Origin of the sequence: Acinetobacter rudis, from assembly GCF_000829675.1 — a bacterium.
In the GTDB taxonomy this organism is placed as follows: domain Bacteria; phylum Pseudomonadota; class Gammaproteobacteria; order Pseudomonadales; family Moraxellaceae; genus Acinetobacter; species Acinetobacter rudis.
On sequence record NZ_BBRX01000019.1, the window covers coordinates 63,037 to 86,553 of the forward strand.

The 23,517-nt window shown below is 40.6% G+C and carries 23 protein-coding genes; 12 read left to right on the forward strand and 11 right to left on the reverse strand.

Annotation, left to right across the window (positions count from 1 at the left end; translation table 11 throughout):
- The first annotated feature begins 133 nt into the window (after positions 1 to 133).
- Positions 134 to 970, forward strand: a complete 837-nt coding sequence (locus Aru01_RS04145) for an SDR family NAD(P)-dependent oxidoreductase (RefSeq protein WP_016654550.1) — start codon at positions 134 to 136, stop codon at positions 968 to 970.
- Between the two features lie 48 nt (positions 971 to 1,018).
- Here the strand turns inward: Aru01_RS04145 and Aru01_RS04150 are convergent, their stop codons facing one another.
- From Aru01_RS04150 to Aru01_RS04165, 4 genes are all read right to left on the reverse strand, one after another.
- Complete coding sequence (locus tag Aru01_RS04150; RefSeq protein ID WP_016654549.1) at positions 1,019 to 2,386, reverse strand: MATE family efflux transporter; 1,368 nt, start codon at positions 2,384 to 2,386, stop codon at positions 1,019 to 1,021.
- Between the two features lie 287 nt (positions 2,387 to 2,673).
- A complete protein-coding gene (locus Aru01_RS04155) occupies positions 2,674 to 3,978 on the reverse strand; it encodes a DUF445 domain-containing protein (protein ID WP_016654548.1) in 1,305 nt (434 codons plus the stop codon).
- Between the two features lie 56 nt (positions 3,979 to 4,034).
- A complete protein-coding gene (locus tag Aru01_RS04160; protein ID WP_016654547.1) occupies positions 4,035 to 4,604 on the reverse strand; it encodes a CC0125/CC1285 family lipoprotein in 570 nt (189 codons plus the stop codon).
- A gap of 56 nt (positions 4,605 to 4,660) precedes the next feature.
- On the reverse strand, positions 4,661 to 5,200 hold the full coding sequence (locus Aru01_RS04165) for a DUF924 family protein (protein WP_155757918.1): 540 nt from the start codon (positions 5,198 to 5,200) through the stop codon (positions 4,661 to 4,663).
- Between the two features lie 208 nt (positions 5,201 to 5,408).
- On the opposite strand from Aru01_RS04165, the gene gshA reads away from it, so the two are divergent.
- Both gshA and Aru01_RS04175 read left to right on the forward strand, forming a co-directional pair.
- A complete protein-coding gene (gene gshA / locus Aru01_RS04170) occupies positions 5,409 to 6,986 on the forward strand; it encodes a glutamate--cysteine ligase (RefSeq protein ID WP_016654545.1) in 1,578 nt (525 codons plus the stop codon).
- A gap of 18 nt (positions 6,987 to 7,004) precedes the next feature.
- Complete coding sequence (locus tag Aru01_RS04175) at positions 7,005 to 7,517, forward strand: disulfide bond formation protein B (RefSeq protein WP_016654544.1); 513 nt, start codon at positions 7,005 to 7,007, stop codon at positions 7,515 to 7,517.
- Positions 7,518 to 7,596: 79 nt separating this feature from the next.
- Here Aru01_RS04175 and Aru01_RS04180 read toward each other — a convergent pair whose 3' ends face one another.
- On the reverse strand, positions 7,597 to 8,928 hold the full coding sequence (locus Aru01_RS04180; RefSeq protein WP_016654543.1) for a PGAP1-like alpha/beta domain-containing protein: 1,332 nt from the start codon (positions 8,926 to 8,928) through the stop codon (positions 7,597 to 7,599).
- Between the two features lie 234 nt (positions 8,929 to 9,162).
- On the opposite strand from Aru01_RS04180, the gene Aru01_RS04185 reads away from it, so the two are divergent.
- A complete protein-coding gene (locus Aru01_RS04185) occupies positions 9,163 to 9,747 on the forward strand; it encodes a YqiA/YcfP family alpha/beta fold hydrolase (RefSeq protein WP_040330991.1) in 585 nt (194 codons plus the stop codon).
- A 13-nt stretch (positions 9,748 to 9,760) separates the two neighbouring features.
- A complete protein-coding gene (gene parE, locus Aru01_RS04190; RefSeq protein WP_016654541.1) occupies positions 9,761 to 11,638 on the forward strand; it encodes a DNA topoisomerase IV subunit B in 1,878 nt (625 codons plus the stop codon).
- A 92-nt stretch (positions 11,639 to 11,730) separates the two neighbouring features.
- On the opposite strand, the gene Aru01_RS04195 is transcribed toward parE, so the two are convergent.
- From Aru01_RS04195 to Aru01_RS04205, 3 genes are all read right to left on the reverse strand, one after another.
- Positions 11,731 to 12,330, reverse strand: a complete 600-nt coding sequence (locus tag Aru01_RS04195) for an OmpW/AlkL family protein (RefSeq protein WP_016654540.1) — start codon at positions 12,328 to 12,330, stop codon at positions 11,731 to 11,733.
- A gap of 252 nt (positions 12,331 to 12,582) precedes the next feature.
- The gene (locus Aru01_RS04200) at positions 12,583 to 13,089 is read right to left on the reverse strand and encodes a GNAT family N-acetyltransferase (protein ID WP_016654539.1); all 507 of its coding nucleotides are present in this window, start codon (positions 13,087 to 13,089) and stop codon (positions 12,583 to 12,585) included.
- A gap of 73 nt (positions 13,090 to 13,162) precedes the next feature.
- Positions 13,163 to 13,888: an outer membrane protein OmpK gene (locus Aru01_RS04205; protein ID WP_016654538.1), complete on the reverse strand. Its 726-nt coding sequence runs from the start codon at positions 13,886 to 13,888 to the stop codon at positions 13,163 to 13,165.
- 410 nt (positions 13,889 to 14,298) lie between these two features.
- Between Aru01_RS04205 and Aru01_RS04210 the strand changes: the two genes are divergently transcribed.
- From Aru01_RS04210 to Aru01_RS04225, 4 genes are all read left to right on the forward strand, one after another.
- The gene (locus Aru01_RS04210) at positions 14,299 to 14,646 is read left to right on the forward strand and encodes an HPF/RaiA family ribosome-associated protein (protein ID WP_016654537.1); all 348 of its coding nucleotides are present in this window, start codon (positions 14,299 to 14,301) and stop codon (positions 14,644 to 14,646) included.
- Positions 14,647 to 14,841: 195 nt separating this feature from the next.
- A complete protein-coding gene (locus Aru01_RS04215) occupies positions 14,842 to 15,384 on the forward strand; it encodes an ankyrin repeat domain-containing protein (RefSeq protein ID WP_016654536.1) in 543 nt (180 codons plus the stop codon).
- A 15-nt stretch (positions 15,385 to 15,399) separates the two neighbouring features.
- Positions 15,400 to 16,170 carry a transporter gene (locus Aru01_RS04220; protein ID WP_016654535.1) on the forward strand — a complete coding sequence of 257 codons (771 nt, stop codon included), beginning with the start codon at positions 15,400 to 15,402 and terminating at the stop codon, positions 16,168 to 16,170.
- A gap of 101 nt (positions 16,171 to 16,271) precedes the next feature.
- A complete protein-coding gene (locus tag Aru01_RS04225) occupies positions 16,272 to 16,961 on the forward strand; it encodes a glutathione S-transferase (protein ID WP_016654534.1) in 690 nt (229 codons plus the stop codon).
- Here Aru01_RS04225 and Aru01_RS04230 read toward each other — a convergent pair.
- On the reverse strand, positions 16,958 to 17,875 hold the full coding sequence (locus tag Aru01_RS04230) for an alpha/beta hydrolase (protein WP_016654533.1): 918 nt from the start codon (positions 17,873 to 17,875) through the stop codon (positions 16,958 to 16,960). The genes Aru01_RS04225 and Aru01_RS04230 overlap by 4 nt on opposite strands.
- 166 nt (positions 17,876 to 18,041) lie before the next feature.
- On the opposite strand from Aru01_RS04230, the gene Aru01_RS04235 reads away from it, so the two are divergent.
- Complete coding sequence (locus Aru01_RS04235; protein ID WP_016654532.1) at positions 18,042 to 18,473, forward strand: DUF2147 domain-containing protein; 432 nt, start codon at positions 18,042 to 18,044, stop codon at positions 18,471 to 18,473.
- Positions 18,474 to 18,546: 73 nt separating this feature from the next.
- Here Aru01_RS04235 and Aru01_RS04240 read toward each other — a convergent pair whose 3' ends face one another.
- Positions 18,547 to 18,705 carry a DUF1328 domain-containing protein gene (locus Aru01_RS04240; RefSeq protein ID WP_040330989.1) on the reverse strand — a complete coding sequence of 53 codons (159 nt, stop codon included), beginning with the start codon at positions 18,703 to 18,705 and terminating at the stop codon, positions 18,547 to 18,549.
- A gap of 216 nt (positions 18,706 to 18,921) precedes the next feature.
- On the opposite strand from Aru01_RS04240, the gene Aru01_RS04245 reads away from it, so the two are divergent.
- Together Aru01_RS04245 and Aru01_RS04250 are read left to right on the forward strand one after the other, a co-directional pair.
- A complete protein-coding gene (locus tag Aru01_RS04245) occupies positions 18,922 to 19,374 on the forward strand; it encodes a YcgN family cysteine cluster protein (RefSeq protein ID WP_016654530.1) in 453 nt (150 codons plus the stop codon).
- Positions 19,375 to 19,480: 106 nt separating this feature from the next.
- Positions 19,481 to 20,749 carry a replication-associated recombination protein A gene (locus Aru01_RS04250; RefSeq protein ID WP_016654529.1) on the forward strand — a complete coding sequence of 423 codons (1,269 nt, stop codon included), beginning with the start codon at positions 19,481 to 19,483 and terminating at the stop codon, positions 20,747 to 20,749.
- Positions 20,750 to 20,759: 10 nt separating this feature from the next.
- Here Aru01_RS04250 and ppc read toward each other — a convergent pair whose 3' ends face one another.
- Positions 20,760 to 23,450 carry a phosphoenolpyruvate carboxylase gene (gene ppc, locus Aru01_RS04255; protein ID WP_016654528.1) on the reverse strand — a complete coding sequence of 897 codons (2,691 nt, stop codon included), beginning with the start codon at positions 23,448 to 23,450 and terminating at the stop codon, positions 20,760 to 20,762.
- Between the last annotated feature and the right edge of the window lie 67 nt (positions 23,451 to 23,517).

The following is a 23,517-nucleotide window of genomic DNA, read 5'->3' on the forward strand; positions in this document are numbered from 1 at the left end:
TGAAAAACATTCATGATCATATCCGTCACATTTAGTATTTGACAATACATATTGTCAAATTTATAGTGAATTTTAACACATTGCACATGACCACCATGACAGTGCACAGCTTTCAAATAAATAAGGATGAACAATGAAAAATTTTGACAATAAAGTAGCTGCAATTACTGGTGCTGGTTCAGGCATCGGCCAACAACTGGCGGTATTGCTCGCAAAACAGGGCTGTCATCTTTCTTTGAGTGATATCAATGAACAAGGCTTAGCAGCTACAGTTGAACTCTTAAAACCCTATACGATTCGTGTCACCACCAAACGACTTAACGTTGCAGATCGTGACGCTGTACGTGAGTGGGCAGAAGAAACTGTGCAGGATCATGGTTCAGTGAACATGATCTTTAACAATGCTGGTGTAGCGCTAGCATCTACCGTAGAAGGTGCAAGCTACGAAGAGCTAGAGTGGATTGTGAATATCAACTTCTGGGGTGTGGTCTATGGTACAAAAGAATTTTTACCTTATATCAAACAAACCAAGTCAGGTCATATCATCAATATTTCCAGTCTATTTGGATTAACTGCTCAACCGAGTCAATCTGCTTATAACGCTACAAAATTTGCTGTACGTGGTTTCACCGAGTCTCTACGCCAAGAACTTGATATGCAACAATGCGGTGTGAGTGCACTTTGTGTACACCCAGGAGGTATTCGTACCAATATTGCCAAAACTGCACGTTCAAACCAAAGTTTAGGCAGTTTAGGCATGAACCCTGAAAAATCTATCGCGTCATTTGATAAGTTGCTTCGTACACCACCTGAAGAGGCTGCACAACAAATTTTAGATGCCGTACAAAAAGATAAGCGCCGCCTCTTAATCGGTTCAGATGCCAAAGCGATTGATTTAATGCAACGCGTCCTTCCAACAGGCTACCAAAAAATCACCAAGATCATGATGGGGCTAGGTAAAAAACTCTAAGCACCTTAAAAAAATCCCCCTTGAACATTGCGTTAAGGGGGATTTTTTTTAGATCAAGATTTTGACCGTTTTCTTTTTCCAGAAGAACTGATAATACAAACCTTGCATGACACAGAGCATAAAGAAAGCGAGGGCATAGGCATACCAAATCCCAGTCAATCCCCAAACACTGCTAAAGCCATAAGCGCAAGGTAATTCAATCAAAGCAATTGCACCAATATTAATCAGCATAGGTACAGTTACCGTACCACTGCTTCGCATAATCGCAGCAAAAATTGCAGCGGCACCAAAAAATAAATATGACCACAGCACAATAAACAATAAGCTCTGGCCCAATTCCATCACGTCAGGGTCAGTAATAAATAATGCCATGAGATATTTAGAGAACAAATAAGCCAAAATGACCAAAGTTCCTGTAAATATCAAGTTCATCTTTAATGCTGTTTTAGTCACTTTACTCAGTAGCTGAGCTTTACCTGCACCAATCGCTTGAGCCGCAAAGATCGATGCAGCAATAGAAATCGAAATCGCAGGGAACTGGATATAGTTCAAGACCTGATTGACGGCACCATAAGCCGCTGTAGCATGTGCACCATGTTGGTTAACCAAACCAATCACCACTAAACCTGCAGCAGCATTGGTCACCATTTGAATCCCTGTCGGCACGCCTAGTTTTAATATCATGGCCGTATTTTCAGGGTGATAGCGTATTTGTTTAATCAATTCGCGATCGAGTTGTAATGGGTGTTTCTTCTTACGTAGATAATAATATAAGAAAACCAGCACGGCTAAATAACCAATGATACTGGCAATTGCAGGTGAAATAATGCCTAAACGCGGTAAAAAGCCATAACCATCGATCAAGGCAGGAGTAATTAATAAACCCAAAACACTGGTTAAACCCAGTGCGATCAATGGTGTCACACTGTCACCAACACCACGTAAAATCGAAGTTAGGATGATATATACAAACAATATTGGACTACTAAACAACATCCATTGCACGTAGGGCAAGGTCATATGCATAATCGCTGGATCCACGCCCAATAACAAAAGTAGCGGATGAGCAAACATCCCGCCAAGTACAGCAATCACCGTACCACCCACTAAAGTTAAAAACAGGGTAGAACCCACAATTGAACGAACCTTATTTAAGTCCTGTGCTCCCCAAGCTTGACCAATCAAGACCATAGTTCCTGCTGAAAGTCCGATCACAAAAGCCAACAGAAAAAATATAATGGGGAAAAATACAGAAATTGCAGCAATTGCCTCAACACCCATCATTTTCCCAACGAAAATAGCGTTAATGGTGCCTGACAAATTTTGCAAAATATTGGTGGCAATTAAAGGCAGTAAAAATAATAAAAAGGTTTTTCCAAATTGTGGTTGATCAATTAGGCTGTGACGAGGTGGCATATTTGTTTTCAGGTCCAGTAAGTTCTATCTAACGTCATATGATCAATCATCAGCGACACGTATTGAGAGCAACAACCTGTTCTAGTGTGCTCTAATTGACTGATATTGAAAAAGATAAAGAAAGCTCTTCAGACGGCTTGTTAAGCAATAACATGCGAGTAGAGCGACGTATAATAAGTCATTGCCAGTACGTGACTGGCAGAGGAATAAAGACGATTTTATGATGTTCTGCTACAGAAGTATAGCGCTGAGCTAATTATTACGACTGAAGAACATAAGTCATCAGCTTAAATTAACCAATCAAATAGCGCCCGAAGAATCCCCAAAGTCAGACCAATAAATGCACCCACCACAACGCCATTGACGCGGATCATATGCAGATCACCACCCACCTCATTTTCAATTTTATTAATCATTTCAGTCGAATCCCATTCATGAATACGCTCGCTGATAAATAAAATAACTTTTTCACTGTATTGATCACTTAACTGAATCGCCAATCCAGTCATACGTGCATTCAATAAGTCTCGTACTGCTTGATTCTCCATGAGGTTTTCACCAATCTGTTGAATCGCTGAACGTAAATTCTCTGCTATTCCTGAGTCTGGTTTTTGCAGATCTTGCTTGATGACATCACATAAAATCACGATAGCGCCGCGAATAAAATTAAGCACCGCATCACTATCTAGTAAGGCATTTTTAGTTTGGTTGAGTTGAATACTCGCTGCACTCTCAGAATCAGCCAATTGCAACATCAGTTGCTGTGCAATCTCTTCAACCTGTTGACAATACGCATGATCTGGATCAGCCAGCATCGATTCCACTTTTTCCAACAAGCTATCTACTGTGCGCTGCTGCACATCAATTCCAAGCCAGCTCATGCCTTTTGCAAACTTCCAAACCCCAAGCTCTTTTAATAGCTTACGCGTCAGTTCTTGCGCTTTTTCAGGATGGTTGATCATCCATTGATGCACCAGATCTAAACCACGTTGCAGTACATCTTGATGGAAATCATTTTCCAGTACTGCCCGTAACATTTGACTACTGAGCTGATTGATTTGCGTATGACGCAGCCACTGTACGCTATTGTTTTGAATAAAGTTAGCAATCTGCTCTTGCCCAACAAACTCAAACACCTTGGGTACGACTTGTTGAACCATTTCGGTGACTTGAGCATTGTTTTGTGGATTGGTCAGCCATTTTCCCATGACCATACTTAAGTCAGTACTGAGTAGGCTTTTTTCCACGATTTGCGGGGATAAAAAATTTTCTTGTACAAAGCGCCCCATTGACTCAGCAATACGCGCCTTATTGCGTGGAATAATCTCTGTATGATCTTTTAAGAATTTAGGAATAGGGATTTGGCCAAAGGGATTGCGAAACAGCACAGTCACTGCATACCAATCTGCCAAACCACCTACCATTCCTGCCTCTGCAGACAACACGAAGATATAGATCCACCAACTCTGTTCAGGGAAAACCTTGGCCATCACTAACAAAAACAGCCAAGTCAGTGCAGCAATCACCAATGCGATATTGGCATAAAAACGGCTGCTTTGCAGACTTGAACTTGGGCTCGGGGTAGCTGACATTAAAATTCCTCAAACATCAATACAATAACCTACTCTAATCGCTGATCATCAACCAGTTATTTTGCTTTAGGTGCTGGAGTTTCTACAGGGAGCACATCACCGGTTGGGCTAAGACCATATTTTTGCCCTAAGGATTGCAAAATCAGTCGTGCTTCAAAAGCATCACTTGGTGCTGATGCTTTAGTTTTAAAGCACTCAATACTATATGACACTTCTGTTGGCTCAATTTGTACCACTTGAGGTTGGTTATAGAAAAATGGGTCATAAAATGGCGCATGGCGACCACGATAATACCCATATGGATACGGGTTATACATCGGTGCAGGATAAACAACTGCTTGACGCGGTGCTTTCTGCGCACGATTACTCGGATCATCTAAAACTTTAAAAAATGCAAAGCCATGTTTTACAGCTGTTTGAGCAGACTTTAACAGTGCAATCTCTTCTGCTGTGCCATAGCTTAAATTGCGGTCCGTTTTAAAGCTGACACGAAAACTCTGCGTATTCAGCTGATAAGCTTCAAATTGGCCCAACTGATCGAAGGTTAATGGCTTAGATGGGATTGAACTACACGCATTTAAGCCTCCCATCGCCAATAACAGTAAACCAATATAAATTTTTTTCATTTCTAGCATCCTCGTGACTGCCCCCTAGACATTACAGGGGATCATCACTTATTCAATTAAAAATGACTATTGGGTTGTCGTAAAAACTCTAATTCTTCAGCAGTTGAGGTCCGTGACAACACTTGATTACGGTGTGGATAACGACCAAAGCGGTCAATAATGACTTTATGTCTAATTTCAAAATCTAAATTGACAGGGTTACCCAGTTTCTCAAACAGCGTAAGGGCTTGTTCATGAATGAGCGCAGATTCACTATGCATAAACGGCATATATAAAAAAGAACGCCATTCTGGGGCCAATTGTTGATCCATACCAAGTTCAATCGCTTCTTGGCTCAGTACCAACGCCATAGGATCTTGGGCAAAAGCTCGTGGATCATCACGATATAGATTACGAGAAAACTGGTCCAAAATAATCACTTCAGCTAAGCGACCTTCAGCAGTACTGCGCCATGACCACAATTCTGCTTTACACGCTTGCATAAAAATATCTTGAAAATTTAATCGTAATTTTTCATCAAAATCATCACTTTTAGCAAACCAAAAAGCTTTATTCTCAGGGTTAAACCAAAAATCTAAAATGTCTTTTGCCGTTATCATAATCTTAGTTACTCAGGGTTATTTTTGTTAAGCATATAATTTTTTTGATGTCTTGAACCTCACCTTATGATAAATAATTGTAAAGCTATCCACTAAATTGCTGTCGCTTGCTTTTTGCTATGCAGTTTCGGCCAAAGATTCCAAGTATACTGTCAGCAGTACAATTTTTATTTCATTTCATATGATAGAACAGAGAGCCATCGATATGAGTCAACCCGATTCTATTCCAAACTTTAATTTCCCAACTTGGATCGAAGCATCACACTTAATGGGAATGTTACGCGGAATTGAACGAGAAAGCTTAAGGATGCAAAGTAACGGTTATCTGTCACAAAGCGATCATCCAATTGCTTTAGGATCGGCACTGACCCATCCACATATCACGACGGACTATTCAGAAGCTCTCATGGAGTTTATTACCCCACCACTTTCGAGTATCTCAGAAGCACTCACATATTTACATAATATTCATTCAGTGGTGAACCAACACCTCGATGAAGGTGAGAAGCTGTGGCCACTCTCCATGCCATGTATGCTCGACGATGAAGAAGATAAAATTCGTCTAGCTGAGTACGGCTCATCAAATATCGGTCGTTTTAAAACGCTGTATCGCCGTGGGTTAGGGGTTCGTTATGGACGTCGCATGCAAACGATTTCTGGGGTACATTACAACGTTTCCTTCCCAGAAGAGCTATTTGCTGAACTGCAACAGTACGAGACAGACGATGTATATAAGGCAATGAGCCCACAGGACTATCGTAGTCATCGTTACTTGGGATTGATTCGTAACTTTATTCGCTTTACACCACTGGTTGCTTACCTTATTGGCTCTAGTCCATCGGTGTGCAAATGTTTTATGACTGGACGCGAACATCATTTATTGCCTCTGGTTCGAGGTACTTTATTTGCACCTTATGCTACGGCACTACGTATGGGCCGTTTTGGTTATCAAAACTCTGCACAAAAACAATTAGGTATTCATTACAACAGCCTAGAGGCCTATGTTGAGGAGTTACAAAAGGCTGTACACAGCCCTTATCCAGAGTTTAGCCGTCTTGGTCTTAACGATGCTCAAGGTGAAGCACTACAAATTAATGATCACGTTCTACAGATTGAAAACGAATACTACAGTTTAGTTCGACCAAAACAAGTTCCTCAGGGAGATGAAACCCCATCTCAAGCCTTAGCTAATCGTGGGATTGCGTATGTAGAATTACGTGCAGTAGATGTCAACCCTTACACTCCTATTGGGATCGATGAGCAGACCGCAGCATTCTTAGAAGTTCTGGCGTTGTATTGTTTACTCAAAGACAGCCCAGAATTATGGGAAACTGAACAAGCTCAAATTGATCGAAATCATGCAGAAGTGGTCAACCGTGGCCGTGCACCTAATGCGACGATTATTGAGGGTGAACAAGAATATAGCTTGGCAGACTGGGCAACACAGCACCTACAAGCCATGCAGCCTGTTGCCGCATTATTTGACCAAATGTCACAACAACAACTCTATAGTTCTGCATTGCAATTAATGCAAAGTCGCGTTGATGATGTTGATAACACACCATCCTCTCAAGTGATTCAAGACACCCTAAAATATGGGGGGACGTGGGCTTTTGGCAGCCATCTTGCTCATTTACATCAAGACAGTTACCAACAACATACTTTAAATCCTGAAATAATCACTTATTTTGATCAACTTGCTCAGTCTTCTTTGCAACAACAACACCAACTTGAACAAGATCATCATATTCAATTTGAGACATATCTTGAAAAATTTAGATAATATTTAAGAGGCTTCAATATGCAATGGCGTCAATATCGCGTTGTCAGTGGTTTTTTATTTCTTGCAAGTGTCATTGGTATGGCATTTGCTCTGTATTTGGAACACGTGAAAGGTTTTGAGCCCTGCCCACTGTGTGTGTTTCAGCGTGTCGGTTTAATCGGATTAGGGTTCTTTTCACTGATCGCCTTTTTGCACAATCCTAGACAGGTTTTTGTTAAACGCTTATATGCGGGTCTAGGTACCATTTGTATATTGTGGTCTGCGGGTGTAGCAATGCGCCACGTGTGGATGCAAAATCTGCCTGCTGATCAAGTACCCACTTGTGGGCCAGGGCTGAATTATTTACTCGAAGCATTTCCAATGAAGACAGTATTACAACAAGTCTTATCAGGTTCTGGTGAATGTGCTGTAGTGGACTGGAGTCTGTTTGGGCTCTCCTTACCAGTATGGTCAGGCGTGTTCTTTATCTTCCTGAGTATCATCAGTATTTGGCAGTTATTCCGCTTCTATCCTAATAAAAATAAGAAATAACTTCCTGATATGCCTTTGATTATGGCAGCAGCTGATCCTGTACAGCTGCTGCAAGCCAAATGAGTATGGTGCTACTCATTTAGGTTTCAACGATCCCCTGCATACTTTCAAGCTTAATCAAATAGTTATGTATTTTTTCTTGCGCTATTTCATCGCGATGAGGATAAAACCACTTGGCAATTTGTTCAGCGACGCTGGCATGATGCTGAATCTCAAAATGATTCAAACCATAAAAAACAGCCTTGTGTGACTCTGGCAACTTTAATTGAAATCTAGGGTTTGGATGCTCACCTAAAGCACTTTTCACACTCACCAAATAGTCACCAATGATTTTAAGTGAACGTTGTTGTTTGTGTTCAGCTTCGATCGTACCTGCAACCAGAAAGGTATTGATATGAGAGGGTAACGGCGCTGGCTTACGGTTATCATCGAGTTCACCAATCCGAATATCATTATGCTCCCAGTCATCATCACGCACACTGCCATAGCGCAGGTCTAAGATCCCATTGCTACGAATATTGACAATTTGACTGATCAGTTTGGTCATTGGAAAATGCCGAAACCGTTCTTGCAACCTGAAACCGAAACGTTCCAATACAGCACCATGATGTGGCGAGCCTAAACAGACTAAATTTTCCACCATATAAACCCAAGCATGGATACTTTGTTTGCCATAGAACAAGGCACTACGAAGTACCAGCCCGCCCATACTGTGTCCAATTAAATCAATGCTCGTAATACGCGGATTACGCTTGATTAGATCATTTAAAACATTCGCTAAGCTACGGCCATTGGCTGAAATACGCCGTCCAGTGTTGTAATTTAAATAAAGCATGGTGTTATTGTCACGCTGCGCCAGTAACTTTTCTCCAATGCCTGCAAAATTGTGTGCATTCCAATCACAATGATTCATACATAAACCATGCACAAAAATAACCACTCGCCCAGTTAAGTCACCTTGTTGTAATTCACCATAATGGTCATACAACACTGCTGGTAATCCCAAAGGATTGTGCTGTTCAAGGAGGTAATCACCTAAAATTCCGTTCAGTACACCGACTAAGAAATGTAACCTAGGTGTTAAAGGTTTTTGATGCAGGTCTGGGAATAAGGCAATTAATTGTCTTAAACCTGGTGCAAGTAGTTGCACGCCATACTGTTGTAATACGCCATAACCCAGTTGGTATGCTTTATCAATGAATGCTATTTTTTGAATTTTTATAGCTTTTTGCTTGCTTACACCAAATACACTTAGTAAAACTTCGCGTTGCATGCTTTGAATCAAATCTTGTACAACTTGACTTAAACGGGTACTCACAAGTTGTGCCAAACCTTCTAATACATCAGCTTGACTCGGTGGGGAGCGATCCCATTTACAATAGGTTTCATGAAGTGGGGTTAAACTTGGCATTTTTCATTCGAATCCTTTTTTAAATATAATTCACTTTTGACTTCCACAATAATCTATGTATAAATTTTTGTGTCATCAGTAAAATAATGCTCATCCTAAACATCCAACTACTGATCCTGTGTTCAGACTAAAATCACTTTTGTCTCACGGCATTTGTTGAAATATACATTAAAATAATCTGTGATAATCATGAATATAAATATGCACCGTTAATGGGATAACAGAAACATGCCTATGAATATTATCTACCTGCATGGTTTTAAAAGTAGTGCTTTATCAGTAAAAGGGCAACAATTAGATGACCATTGTAAAACAATAAAAAAATACCATGTACATCTCCCTGATCTCAATTGCCCACCTAAAGCTGTAATGGAGAAACTGGGTCAACTGATTGAAAGTCTAGATCATGTTGCCATTGTGGGGAGTAGTCTTGGAGGCTTTTATGCGACACTACTTGTCGCAAAATATGATATACCTGCTGTGCTAATCAACCCAGCTGTGCAACCATGGCTATTATTTGCAAAGCTCTATGCCAATCAATTGCCTTATCCAGTCCATGCCAACTGGAGTATTGATCAACAACAACTTGATGATCTTGAGCAAATGGCCATCAGCAAGGTGGAAAATGCAGCGAAAATTTTAGTTTTGCTTCAGCAAGGCGATGAAATTTTGGATTATCGCGTAGCACAAGCGTATTATACTCAAGCTCCATATTCATCTTTGCTGAGCATTGATGCTCGGGGTGAGCATGCGATGCCGGATTTTGCAGAAAAATTACCCATGTTGCTTGAGTTTTTAACTTACTCAATAAAAAAATAGGAATCCCCAAAACGTGTCCCAATATACGGCCCAATCACTTGAAGTTTTATCTGGTTTAGATCCTGTACGTCGTCGTCCAGGTATGTACACAGATACAACCCGCCCAAATCACTTGGCTCAAGAAGTGATTGATAATGCTGTAGATGAAGCATTAGCAGGGCATGCAAACAAAATTACTGTCACGGTTTATCAAGACGGCTCATTAGCTGTTGAAGATAATGGCCGAGGTATGCCTGTCGACATTCACCCTGAATACGGTCAAAGTGGTATTGAAATCATTATGACCAAACTGCATGCAGGGGGTAAATTCAGTACAGATAACTACCAATTTTCAGGCGGTCTACACGGGGTAGGTATTTCTGTCGTTAACGCTTTATCCACACGTGTTGAAGTTGAAGTTCAACGTCTAGGTAATTTGTATAAAATGGCATTTGCCTACGGTGAACCTGTAGGGCCACTTGAAGTTTTAGAAGGTAAAGCACCCAAACGTGCAACAGGTACACGAGTCCATTTTTGGCCAGAAGAAAAATATTTTGACTCACCAAAATTTGCACTAAAAGCGTTAAAACATAACCTAAAAGCCAAAGCGGTATTGGCGGCAGGCCTACAAATTTGTTATGTCGATCAAATCAACAACGAAAAAATCGAATGGCAGTTTGAAAACGGTCTCGTCGATTACTTAATGGATGAACTTCAAGACCGTGAGATCTTGCCTGAGCCAGCATTTGTCAGCACAGGACAGGCCGAACGTGCCAGTGCTGAGTTTGCGATTTGTTGGAATGTAGAAGGTGGTGAACAAATCCAAGAAAGCTACGTCAACTTAATTCCTACAGCGCAAGGCGGAACCCATGTCAACGGCTTACGTTCTGGTGTAACCGAAGCAATGCGTGAATTTTGTGAACTGCGCAATTTGCTTCCGCGTAACCTAAAACTCTCGGCAGAAGATGTATGGGATGGGGTCAATTATATCTTGTCGCTCAAATTCCAAGAGCCACAGTTTTCAGGACAAACCAAAGAACGCTTATCGAGTCGTGAAGCTTCTAATGTGGTACTCAATATTGCCAAAGATGCTTTTTCACTCTGGTTAAACCAGAACTCTGAAGTGGCCATGCAACTGGCTGAAATGGCGATCAACAAAGCAGGACGCCGCTTAAAAGCAGCGAAAAAAGTTGAACGTAAGAAAATTGTTTCAGGGCCTGCCTTACCAGGAAAACTGGCCGATTGTTCTGGACTAACCCGTGAAGATTCTGAACTATTTATTGTTGAAGGTGACTCCGCTGGAGGCTCTGCCAAACAGGCCCGCGATAAGAACTTTCAAGCGATTATGCCAATTCGAGGTAAGATCTTAAACACATGGGAAGTATCCTCAGACGAGGTCTTAGGTTCACAGGAAGTCCATGATATTGCGATTGCGATTGGTGTAGACCCAGGCAGTGATGATTTATCGGAACTCCGTTATGGCAAAATCTGTATCTTGGCGGATGCTGACTCCGATGGTCTACATATTGCAACTTTACTCTGTGCGCTCTTCGTTAAACATTTCACAAGTTTAGTTGAAGAAGGACATTTATTCGTCGCGATGCCACCTTTATTCCGTATCGATGACGGTAAAGATGTTCACTATGCACTTGATGAAGATGAACTCGAAGCCATCTTGAAAAAAACCAAGACCAAAACCCCACAAATTACCCGATTTAAAGGATTAGGAGAAATGAACGCAGGACAACTGCGTGAAACGACCATGGATCCTAACACACGTCGCTTAGTGCAATTAGACTTAGATGATAGCCACTTTACAGCAGGCCTATTAGACAAGTTATTAGCGAAAAAGCGCTCAGGTGATCGTAAACAATGGCTAGAGCAAAAGGGTAATCTAGCGGATATCGCTTAGCCAGCGCTCATTTAAAATTTTGCTTCAGACAAATGAAAAAGCGACTTGATACAAGTCGCTTTTTTATATTGCGCTGTCGTAAATCTAAGTCGTTAAAAACGATAACCAACGTTAAGCGTATATAGCGTTGGATTTACATCTCCATTCCCGACAGTTGTACCATTGATCTTTAGATCGGAATTGACATCGATATAACGCATTTCAGCACCTATACTCCAATTTTTATTGATGTTGTAGTCCATGCCTAAGGTCGCTGCAAAACCAAATGAATTGGTAATATCGAGTTTGTCACCACTAAATAGTTTTTCATTTAAATAATAAGTATAGTTCACCCCCGCGCCAATATAGGGATTGAAGCGTCCTTCTGGATTAAAGTTATATTGCACACTGAGCGTTGGTGGTAAATAACGGGTGGTACCTATTTTTTCCCCATTGCCATAAATATCATGTTTAGGTGCTGTTCCAACCAACAAATCTAAGGCTACATGAGGTGTTAAAAAATATAAGTTGGAAACTGTGCCCGCATAGCTATTTGATATATGTGTTCTTGTACCATCATATAGATCACCAGGATTGTCTTTCGGCTCAATTTGAGTCACACCCAAACGAACTTTAACTCGGTCCATATCTAGACCAGCAACTGCGAAATTTGAACAACACAAGCCTACAATCATCAGCGCAATTTTTTGCATATTTTTCTCCATGAATACTCTATTGTTACAACGAATATCTCCTTATTCGTTGTTAGAGTTATTCAAAAAACATGCCATGTTTAAAAATAATTATTTATCAATGTGTTATAATTTTCACTAAAGCAATTAAATTAAAAAAGTTCACCAAATCATTAAGTTACAGACACTAAAACTCATATTTTGATGAACTACTCACTGTAAGTTAGAGCATAGCAATGCTGATCAAACTCAACAATGAGGGATCATTTTAAACTACTCATCAAGATTCAGCTGTAGTAGCGCAAGATCACGCCACTGACCAAACTTTTGTCCAACTTGTGGCATTAGGCCCGTCTGTACAAAACCTAAGGCTTGGTGTAACCGAATTGAAGCGTGATTTTCAGCATCAATTGCAGCAACCATGATATGCATATTTTGTGATTTCGCGATATCAATCAGTGCTTGCATTAATTTTTTACCCAATCCTTGTCTTGCATAGGCAGGATCAATAAAAACAGAATGTTCAACTGTTTGCTTATATCCCCTAATCTCTCGAAAAGTGTCATAGTCAGCATAACCTGCAATATGATGTGTCCCGACCACTTCAGCGACAATCAGCGGGAACTGCTGCTGTTGAAGCTGTTCAAACCACTGTTGCATTTGTTCTAAGCTACGCGCTTCGTCACGCCAATTTGCTGTACCATGCAAAATTTCCTCATTGAAGATCGCCATAATTTGCGCCAAATCATCAACTGTTGCAGGTCTTAAATTAAATTGCATTGGGTGAACTCCAAAAAAAATGTCAAGCAAGATATAACTTGCTTGACACTCAGATTAAATGATTCTGTTCTGCTTAGAAATGGTATTTCAACAAGGCGCTAACATTATTTTCATCTTGGCCTTTGATACCAAATTTGTTATTCCAAATTGAATATTCAACACCTAAATATAAACGTGTATCTGGAGAAATATGTTTACCGACATTCCATTTATACTGTGTAGTCCAGTTGAGTTCGCTGGCATGATCTTTTTCAGCTGTAGACCAATCGAGGAACCCATCTACCAAGAAATCTTCATTAGAGACTTTAAACGGTAAGGCATAGGTCCAAGTCAACTGGTAATCATTGGCTTGTTTGTCATTGTTAGCATGATAAAAATTTAGGGTAAAGTAATTAAAATATGGAACATCTAAATCAAATCCAACACCATAGAGAAAGTTATCGAAACTCTGATCACCGTCGCTATTACTTTCCCAAGTGGTCGCAATTAAAACATCTTTGATTGGGCCAGCGCTGAGTTTCTTGCCAGAAACTTCTCCCAAACTTAGGCGAGGAGACAATTCAAAATAAGTAAAACTATGATGATCGCCACCACGTAAGTGATCGGCAAAAAAGAATACATCTGCATATTTTACTTTTGCAGCATATTCAAATGTAACCGTTGTTTGTTGCTTATCTACAACGGCATAGTTTTCACCATAAAGACCAGTGATACTAAAGTCTTGCCATACAGGTGCAGCCTGAGTTGTTGCCGTTACTGTTGCCAATAAACATAGCGCTGAAAGTTGTTTCATCTGCATTTTGATCAGTCCCCCAAAAGATGGCGCTAAGAATACAGAATCTTTGACAAAAAAAAAGACAATAATGACGGATAACTTCACAAGTAAAAAATAAATTTAGTGTTTCTATAAGATCTATCGCGTAATAACTCACTGTATAAAGCACACTTTGAATGAAATATGTACGATATGTGCACAATAATGTGCATAATTTGATTTTCTTTTAAAAATTTACTTGCATATTTTTGCTGTTCGGCCGATATTGAAATAGTACACAGAGATCAAGTTAGGCACGTTGATTTTATCTCTCATCGTGCATGCAAATCATTGATTATCTGTTTGTTTTGTGTGAGCTAACGATCGTCATATACACGTTATGTGCCGGTGTTTTTGCCCTCTTTGACTATATAAGAATGTGAGGATGAGCGTTTATGAACATTGAGATCCGTACAGATAAGAATATCCAAAATAGCGAACGATTAATTACGTATATACGTGAAGAGTTGAACCAAGAGTTTCAACGTCATAGCGAGCGCATCACCCAATTTTCAGTACATATGAGTGATGAAAATGGTGATAAAGGCGGTGAAGATGATATTCGCTGTATGATTGAAGCAAAAGCTGCAGGGCTCAAACCAGTGGTTGTTACCCATAAAGCACATAATATTGATACCGCATTACATGGCGCAATTGATCGTGTAAAACGTGGTTTAAAACATGCGTTTGAAAAAAATGAAAACCCGCGTGGTGGACAGTTTGAAGTGGTTGATGAGGCCTAATTGGCTTCACCCATTTAGACGCAATAACATATGAAAACGCAGCTTAATCGCTGCGTTTTTTTATTAGGTGGCTAAACTTTAATCCGCTCGTTTGACTGATCGACTAAAGAGAATAATACTGAGCCGCAAAGATAAAATGTAAAAACTACAAATAATTCGGCATAATATCCGTTCAAATCGAAGAGGGTGGCTGAAATGTTAACAGCACAACAACAGGTCTTTTTACAAGCAATTGAAGATTTAGAGCTGCAACAGGTCAAACACCTGCTTGCTGAAGGTTTAGATCCAAATTTTATTGATTTTGAAAAAGGGCCTGCCGTTTCTGTATGGTCTGATGGTTTGTTTAAATGGTGGGAAGACATTTGTGAATCCTATGAAGCTGGACAGCCTTTAAGTGAACAAGAAAAGCAAAATCGCTTACAAGTACACCTCGATATTTTAGAAGCATTAATTGCGGCTAAAGCGAACTTCCATCTTTGGGATGCTGAAGAATGTTATGGCCCTCTTTGGGATGCAGCCAGTGCAGCATGTGCACCAGCAGTTCAACGTTTACTGGATCTACAAGTAGATCCAAACAACAAAGACGAGGAAGGGAATACCATTTTGAGTTCAATTAGCGAACTATTCTTCGATTGTGATTTTGAGCAAATTGATTGGAATCAGGCCTTAGCAGAAGAAAAACACACGCTAGAGTTACTGCGTAGCCATGGTGCCAAGACCAGCAAAGAACTAAATTAATTTAGAGTTATCGATATGAATTTATTGCAAAAAAATCTAGTTATCTTGGGGTTATTGTTTAGTGGCCAGAGTTTTGCTGCTGAGTTCTCCTTTGACCGTCCTGGTACTGGCTTTGGTACAGGTATTACTCCAGCAGGTAAGCTTGCATGGGAACAAAGCTTACCTGCTGCACACTATGCTGAAAACTACGTTGATGGTGCTAAGCAGCGTACCGTTACTTTAAACAGCGATATCTTGCTACGTACAGGTATCAATGACAGCACCGAATTGCGCTTAGGTTGGCAAGGTCCACACTGGCGTAAAACATCGTATAAAGGTCAAAATCACGAAGACTCTGGTTTGGGTGATGTCAGTATTGGTATAAAGAAAGCAATTGATCTACAAGACAATAAGCTTTCTATGGCACTTTTGGCTGAAGCACAAATTGCTACTGGCAATGATGAATTTACTGAACATGATGATATCTATACGGTTGGCTCATCTTTAGACTACCAATATAACGACACGCTAAGCACTGGGATGAGTATGTACTATGCCGTACAAAACGGCGATTGGTCTGTCACGGCTGTACCGACGATTGGCTATAAATTGACAAACAAACTCAGCGGCTTTTCTGAATTCGTCTATCGTAAAAAAGAAAGCAGCAAATATGATTACAGCCTTGCTTCAGGATTAATTTATAGTCTCAACGAACGAGCGCAAATAGATGCAAGTATTGGGATAGATTTGGGGAGTACGGACCGTAGTAATTACACAGCAGGTTTAGGTTTCGCCTATTTATTCTAATTTTTAACAAGCAGCCTGATCTGTAAACTCAAATAGTTTACAGATTCTGGATGTGACCAAATGTAGTACAGCTGATCGAGCATCATCGACACAGGAACGTTATGGCACTGGATTTGTACATTGGCAACAAAAACTATTCAACTTGGTCATTGCGCCCTTGGATGGTTCTTAAAGTTTTTAATATTGAATTTAATGAGCATTGGATTCAATTTGATGATTTTTCTGCCGATGGTGCATTTAAGCAATATGCTCGTGCCATTCATCCTACTGCAACAGTGCCGATACTTCGCCACCACGATCTGGTCATCTCTGATAGCTTAGCGATATGTGAATATTTGGCAGAACTTTTTCCTGACTTAGCCTTATGGCCAGCGCAGCGTGACCAACGTGCACGTGCGCGATCTATTTGTGCTGAAATGCATAGTCGCTTCACTCAATTGCGTCAACTTTGTCCAATGAATATCGAAGCCGATCTAAGTCATATCGGTCAACAGCTCTGGAAATCGCATCCAGCCTTACGCGAAGACGTCAAGCGCATTCAAGACATTTGGGCAGAACGTCCTCATGCAGATGGTTTTCTCTGCGGCGCAGCATGGAGTATTGCTGATGCATTTTATGCGCCTGTAATCATGCGATTTCTGAGCTATGACCTGCCAATTTCTTCAAAAAATCAAGCCTATGTTGATCGTATTCTCAATTTAGAAGCAACTCAAATTTGGATGAATGAAGCACGTCAAGAACACTGCTTTGTTGCGATAGATGAACCTTATCGCACTCAGGCAGAACCTTAATCTTGATCAAGTTGATGTGCAAAATAAGCCAAATCCGATAAGGCAATCCGGGCTTCTTCAAACCATGTAGAAAACATTTGGAAGTTGTGCCACATTCCCGTATACAACTTAAAATCCACCTCCACTCCAGCACTGCGTGCTTTATCGCGAAACCGCTGCGCATCATCTAATAATATTTCTTTAGATCCCACTTGTACCAAAACAGGGGGTAAACCTGTGAAATCATCTGCGTACAATGGAGAGTACTCAGGAGCAGCAGGGTCAGCGTTTTGCGGGACATAATATGAAATACCAGTCTCTAAGGCTTGTAGAGATAATAATGCATCGTGCTGCTGGTTATAACGAAGTGATTCACTCGTTAAACTCAAATCTAACAGTGGAGATAATAACATCAGGCCACTTGGCAAATTTTTCGGGTTAATTTGTTTAAGCTTCAGTGCTAATGCTAATGCCAAATTTGCACCGCAAGAATCACCCGACACAATAATATCTTTGGCCTGTATTCCTTGTTCTAATAACTGGCAATAAACTGAATAGATACTCTCCAAAGCAACAGGATGTGGGTGCTCTGGTGCAAGTGGATAATCTAGGTGTAAAACCTGCATCTGTGTTCTTACTGCAATTTGCGACATAAAAGCACGATGGGTATTAGTCGAGCCAAGGAAAAAAGCACCACCATGAATATGAAAAATTAACTGTGTACTTCGTGCTTGAGGACGAATCTCTTCAACATGTACATTCGCAATTTTTAATTGGCGTATTTCAATATGCTCAGCAACAGGAAAAACCTTAGCCATTTGTTCTAGTGAAAAACGTAATAACTGTGGTGATAATTTTTTTTGACTAGGCCAACGAATACAACTTTTTAAAGTCATCTCTGTTAAATATTGCTTGAGCGCAGAATTTATCTTCATATTTAATTCGGTCCAAGATACACTGCTCTAAAGTGTAAGAAAAAAGGGCATCTAAATGTGTTTTATTTGGATGTATTTTAAACTAATTAGTCACACTGAATAATTGCTAATTCAGCCTGAGTTTTTGATACTATATTTTTCGATAAATGACTAGGGAAATCACAAAATGAAAAAAATTGTTCTTGCATTAGGTTTATTCTCCGCAGCTGTACTTGGCCATGCAGCAGATCCTTTAAATGGTACGCTTTGGAAAACGATTGATGATGAAACCAAACAACCTAAAGCTTTGGTAAAATTTACTGAACAGAAAAATGGCACGCTAACTGCAACGATCCAAACGATTTTAGTTGCAAGTGAAGCCAATGCTTGTACTCAATGTGAAGGCCCATATAAAAACAAATCACTTAAAGGTGTCACTATCGTTCAAAACCTGAAAAACGTTGGTGGTACAAGCTATGATAACGGTACAATTATGGACCCTAAAAATGGTAAAACTTACAAGCTTAAAGGTGAGTTAGCGGGTAATAAACTCAACTTACGTGGTTATATCGGTATTTCTGCTTTAGGTCGTAACCAAACTTGGATTCGTGCAAACTAATATAATGATTTAAGCATTAAAAAAGCTGCTTTATATAAAGCAGCTTTTTTGTACATAAACTTGCTTATGGGACTTAACCACGGCGCCCTGCAACAAAACCTATAATGGCTAAGATCAGTGCAACGATCAATAATATGACAGCAAAGTCTTTAGACATTTGAGCAACGCCTGAAAAACCCAGTAAGCTCGCAATTAATGCCAGCACAGCAAAAATAATTGACCATCTCAACATATTTGTACTCCATGATTCTTTATTATAAATATCAGTATATAAAATGAGCAAAATAGTGCTGTATGCTTTTGTTAAAAAAATATGTAACAACATAATCGTTGCTAGAGTAATTAATTCCCTTCATTAGAATACAGTCTTAAATAACTAAAGCCCGCACTATATTTGCTTGTGACTGTTATACTACAGCGCATTGTTGTTTAACTTTATACAGAGCTTATGAGCAACACTTTAAGACCACAGTTTTGGAAGAACTACACACTAGACCAAATGAATACTTTGGAATGGGAAGCCCTATGTGATGGCTGTGGTTTATGCTGCTTGGTCAAACTAGAAGATCCAGATACTTTAGAGATCGCTTATACCAAGGTGGCCTGTAAACTTCTTGACTGTACAACTGCACAGTGTGGTGACTATGCACATCGTGCAGCACATGTGCCCGACTGTATTCGACTTACGCCTGAACGCTTACAAGGCATTACTTGGCTGCCCAATAGCTGTGCTTATCGACGTTTGAATGAAGGCAAGAACCTACCTTCTTGGCATTATCTCAATACAGGCTCAAGACAAAGTGTGATTCGTGCTAAAAAATCTGTTGCAGGGCGCTGTATTTCTGAACAAGACATCAACCAAGAAGAAATTGATGAATATATCGTACGTTGGGTACGCTAAGGTGCTTCCACCATACAGGATCAAAGCAATAATAATTGCTTGTCTATCGTTGAAATACGCTACTATAAGTCTTAAAACCAAGTACATGTCATAACGAATAACGCCTATGTCTGAAACCACACCTTTACCAGAACGCATCCGTCCTCGTGACTTAAGTGAAATCATTGGACAAGAGCATCTTCTGGGTGAACACGCACCATTACGTCAAATGATTGATCAAGGGCATCTTCCTTCGATTATTTTTTGGGGTCCACCTGGTGTGGGTAAGACCACCATTGCACTGCTACTTGCACAAGCTGTAGATCGCCCATTTTTAAGCCTATCTGCCTTAAATACGGGTGTAAAAGAGCTCAGAGAAATCATCGCAGAAAGTGGTGATTTAATTGTCCCTGTTGTCTTTATTGACGAGATCCATCGTTTTAATAAGTCTCAGCAAGATGCTTTACTCAGTGCAGTTGAGAAAGGCAAAATTACTTTAGTTGGTGCGACAACAGAAAACCCATCGTTTGAGGTCAATAGCGCTTTACTCTCACGCTGTCAGGTTTATACCTTAAATGCCTTAGATCAACAGGCTATTCAAGATTTATTGCAACGTGCTTTAAAACAAGATCAATTTTTAATGCAACGACATATTCGTATTGATGAGTATGAAGCATTGATCCAGTTCTCAGCAGGGGATGCCCGTAAGGCACTCAATTTGCTTGATTTGATCGCCAGTACTTTTGTAGAAGATACAGAAAACGTTATCGACAATGCTGCTGTGGTCAAAGTTGCTCAACAAAATATTGCACGTTATGACAAATCAGGTGAGCAGCACTATGACCTAGTGTCGGCCTTCATCAAATCAATTCGTGGTAGTGATCCAGATGCAACCTTATATTGGATGGCACGGATGCTTAAAGGTGGGGAAGATCCTGTTTTTATTGCACGGCGTATGCTGATTGCCGCCTCAGAGGATATTGGTAACTCAAATCCCAATGCGTTACTTTTAGCAGGGGAGTGTTTCCGTTCGGTACAAGCGGTAGGTATGCCTGAAGCACGAATTATTTTGGGGCAAACAGCAGTTTATCTAGCGACCAGTGCCAAAAGTAATAGTACATATTTGGCGATCAACAAAGCCTTAGCTTTGGCTGAAAAAACGGCCAACTTAGCTGTTCCCTTACATCTGCGCAATGCACCCACCAAGTTAATGAAACAACAGGGCTATGGCGTAGATTACCTCTACCCACATGACTTCCCTGAGCACTTCGTACAGCAAACTTACTTGCCACCAGAACTCAATGGCACCAAATTGTATCATTCAGCACGCAATAAACGAGAGGTTGAAGGAGAGCGCCTGCAACAAAGACGTTGGCAAGGCACTCCAGAAAACTAAAGATGTTCAATTAGCCCGTATTGCGTAAACCCGCAGCAATACCCGCAATACTGACCATTAAGGCATGATCGACAGGCGTGTTTTCAACTTGTCGATTGGCCAAGTATTCACGGCGACGCTTCATTAATTCAGCTTGCAGTAAATGTAGTGGTAACAAATACGGCTTACGGACTTTCATGGCCTGATCAAGTACATCATTACTGCTGAGTAACTTAGATTCACCTTTGACTGCCAATAATGTATTTACGGCATCTTGTAAACGCTGGCGAAGTTCAACGCCAAGTGCTTTAAGGTTTTCATCGTCCGTCAAGTGGGCTTCATAATACAGCGCAATATGACGATCTGATTTAGACAACACCATTTCCAACATATCAATCAATGTTTGGAAATATGGCCACTCTGCCAGCATTTCGTCCAAAGCTGATTTTTCACCTTGTTGCATCACCTGATTCAATGCCGCACCCGTACCTAACCATGCAGGTAGCATCAAACGAATCTGAGTCCATGCAAACACCCATGGAATCGCACGCAATGATTCAATCCCACCACTGACTTTACGCTTAGCTGGGCGTGAACCTAATGGCAACATCTGTAATTCAAGCTCAGGGGTTACTGTACGTAAGTACTGTACAAAGTGAGGGTTTTCACGAACCGTACCACGGTACACCTGTACCGAATGTTCAGTCATACGATCCATCAAATCGCGCCATGCTTGCTTAGGCTCAGGTGGTGGCAGTAATGTTGCCTCTAAAGTTGCAGCAGCATAAATTTCGAGGTTTTGCTGAGCAATCTGTTGTAAACCAAATTTAAAGCGAATCATCTCACCTTGTTCAGTCACACGAATCGAGCCTGAGATCGAACCCGGGGGCTGAGAGAACAGAGCCTGTTGAGTTGGTGCTCCACCTCGACTAATTGAACCACCACGGCCATGGAACAAGGTCAATTGAACCGCATGCTGCTTAGCAATAGCAGTTAATTGTTCTTGGGCACGATACTGCGCCCAGTTGGCCGACATAAAGCCTGCATCTTTGGCTGAGTCTGAATAGCCAATCATCACCTCATGCTTACCTTGGATATGCTGTTTATACCAATGCATATTGAACAAAGTCTGCATGGTGTCCGCTGCACCATCTAGGTCTTTTAACGTTTCAAATAAAGGTACGATGCGTAATGGATGTTGAATGCCAGCTTCTTTTTGCAATAGCAGGACAGACAATACATCACTTGGGTATTCGGCCATCGAAATAATATAAGCACCTAATGCAGATTGTGGCTGTTTAGCCAAAGTCAGCATAGTCGAAAATACCTCTTGTACATCAGGATGCTCAATTAAACTTTGCGGTGATTCTTTGAGATGTTTTGGCAGTAGCGGTCGCTTACTTTGTAGTTCTTGCAATAAGAAATTTTGTTTAGCAGACTCTGTCCAAGTTTCAAAATTGCCCAGACCAAGATATTCGGTAATCGCAGAAATCGCTTGACGATGACGCCCCGATTCTTGACGGATATCCAAACGTAATAACTCAATCCCAAAACAATTCACGCGATAAATAAAGTCAAGCAGGCGGCCATTGGCAATTTCAGCCAGATTACAGTCCATCAATGAGCGATAGCACAGCAACAATGGTTCTAATAGCTCATTTTTATGGTGAATCACCTGACTTGGATCAAGTTCAGAGAACTTGCCTTGTAACTGATGTGCTAACCAATCACAGGTCAAACGTAGGCGTTGTCGTGTAGCACGTAAATATTCACGGTAAGGTTCAGGGTGATCATAACCTAAAGCTGTTTTTAACTCTTCAGAGCAACTTTGTACTGAAAGTTCCCAACGTAAATCTTCAATATCACGTAAATACAGATCAGCAGCTTTCCAACGTGACAGCCAAAGTACCTCTTGAGTCACTTGATGTGTCACATTCGGGTTACCATCACGGTCTCCACCCATCCATGAAGCAAAACGAATCGGTGCAATTTCAAGAGGAAGGGACTTGTCGCAGTGTTGCTGAGTCAATTCATCCAAACCACGAATAAACTGTGGTACAGCATGCCATAAGCTTTGTTCGATCGTGGTGAAACCCCATTTAGCTTCATCGACCGGTGTTGGGCGGTGTTGGCGAATCTCGTCGGTTTGCCAAGCAGAACTAATTAACTGCTTGAGTTCATCAAGTACTCTTTTTCTTTGTTTTGGCGTAAGTTTTTGTTGATCAAAAGTCGATAAACAATCATTAATCCCGTCATATTTCTGGATTAAAGTACGACGACTCACTTCTGTAGGGTGTGCGGTTAAAACCAGTTCGATATTGAGTTGGCAAATTTGTTGGTATAACTCGGTACTCGAAATTTTTTTCTGTTTAAATTTTTCAAAAAGTGGTTCTAACGCGTTTGGCGACAACATCGAATCATCAGACTCAGCTTGGCGACGGTTACGCACCACATGATATTGCTCAGCAATATTGGCAAAGTTTAGAAAGTGAGAGAATGCTCGGGTCAAAGGTAGAATTTCATCATCTTCTAGACTCAGAAAAAGTTGTTCCAGCTGTTTTTCTGCCTCGATATTTCCGTCACGAGCCCCTTTGGCTAAAGCGCGAATTTGTTCAATTTGGTTAAACAAATCTTGTCCAGCATGTTCTTTTAACGTTTCGCCTAAAAGATTGCCCAGTAACCGCACATCATCACGTAACGGTGCATCAATTTGTTGAACCATATCTTATCTCCTTTCTTGTGTTGTCTAACAAACGCGACATTCCTAGTTATGCCACACAAAAGTATGA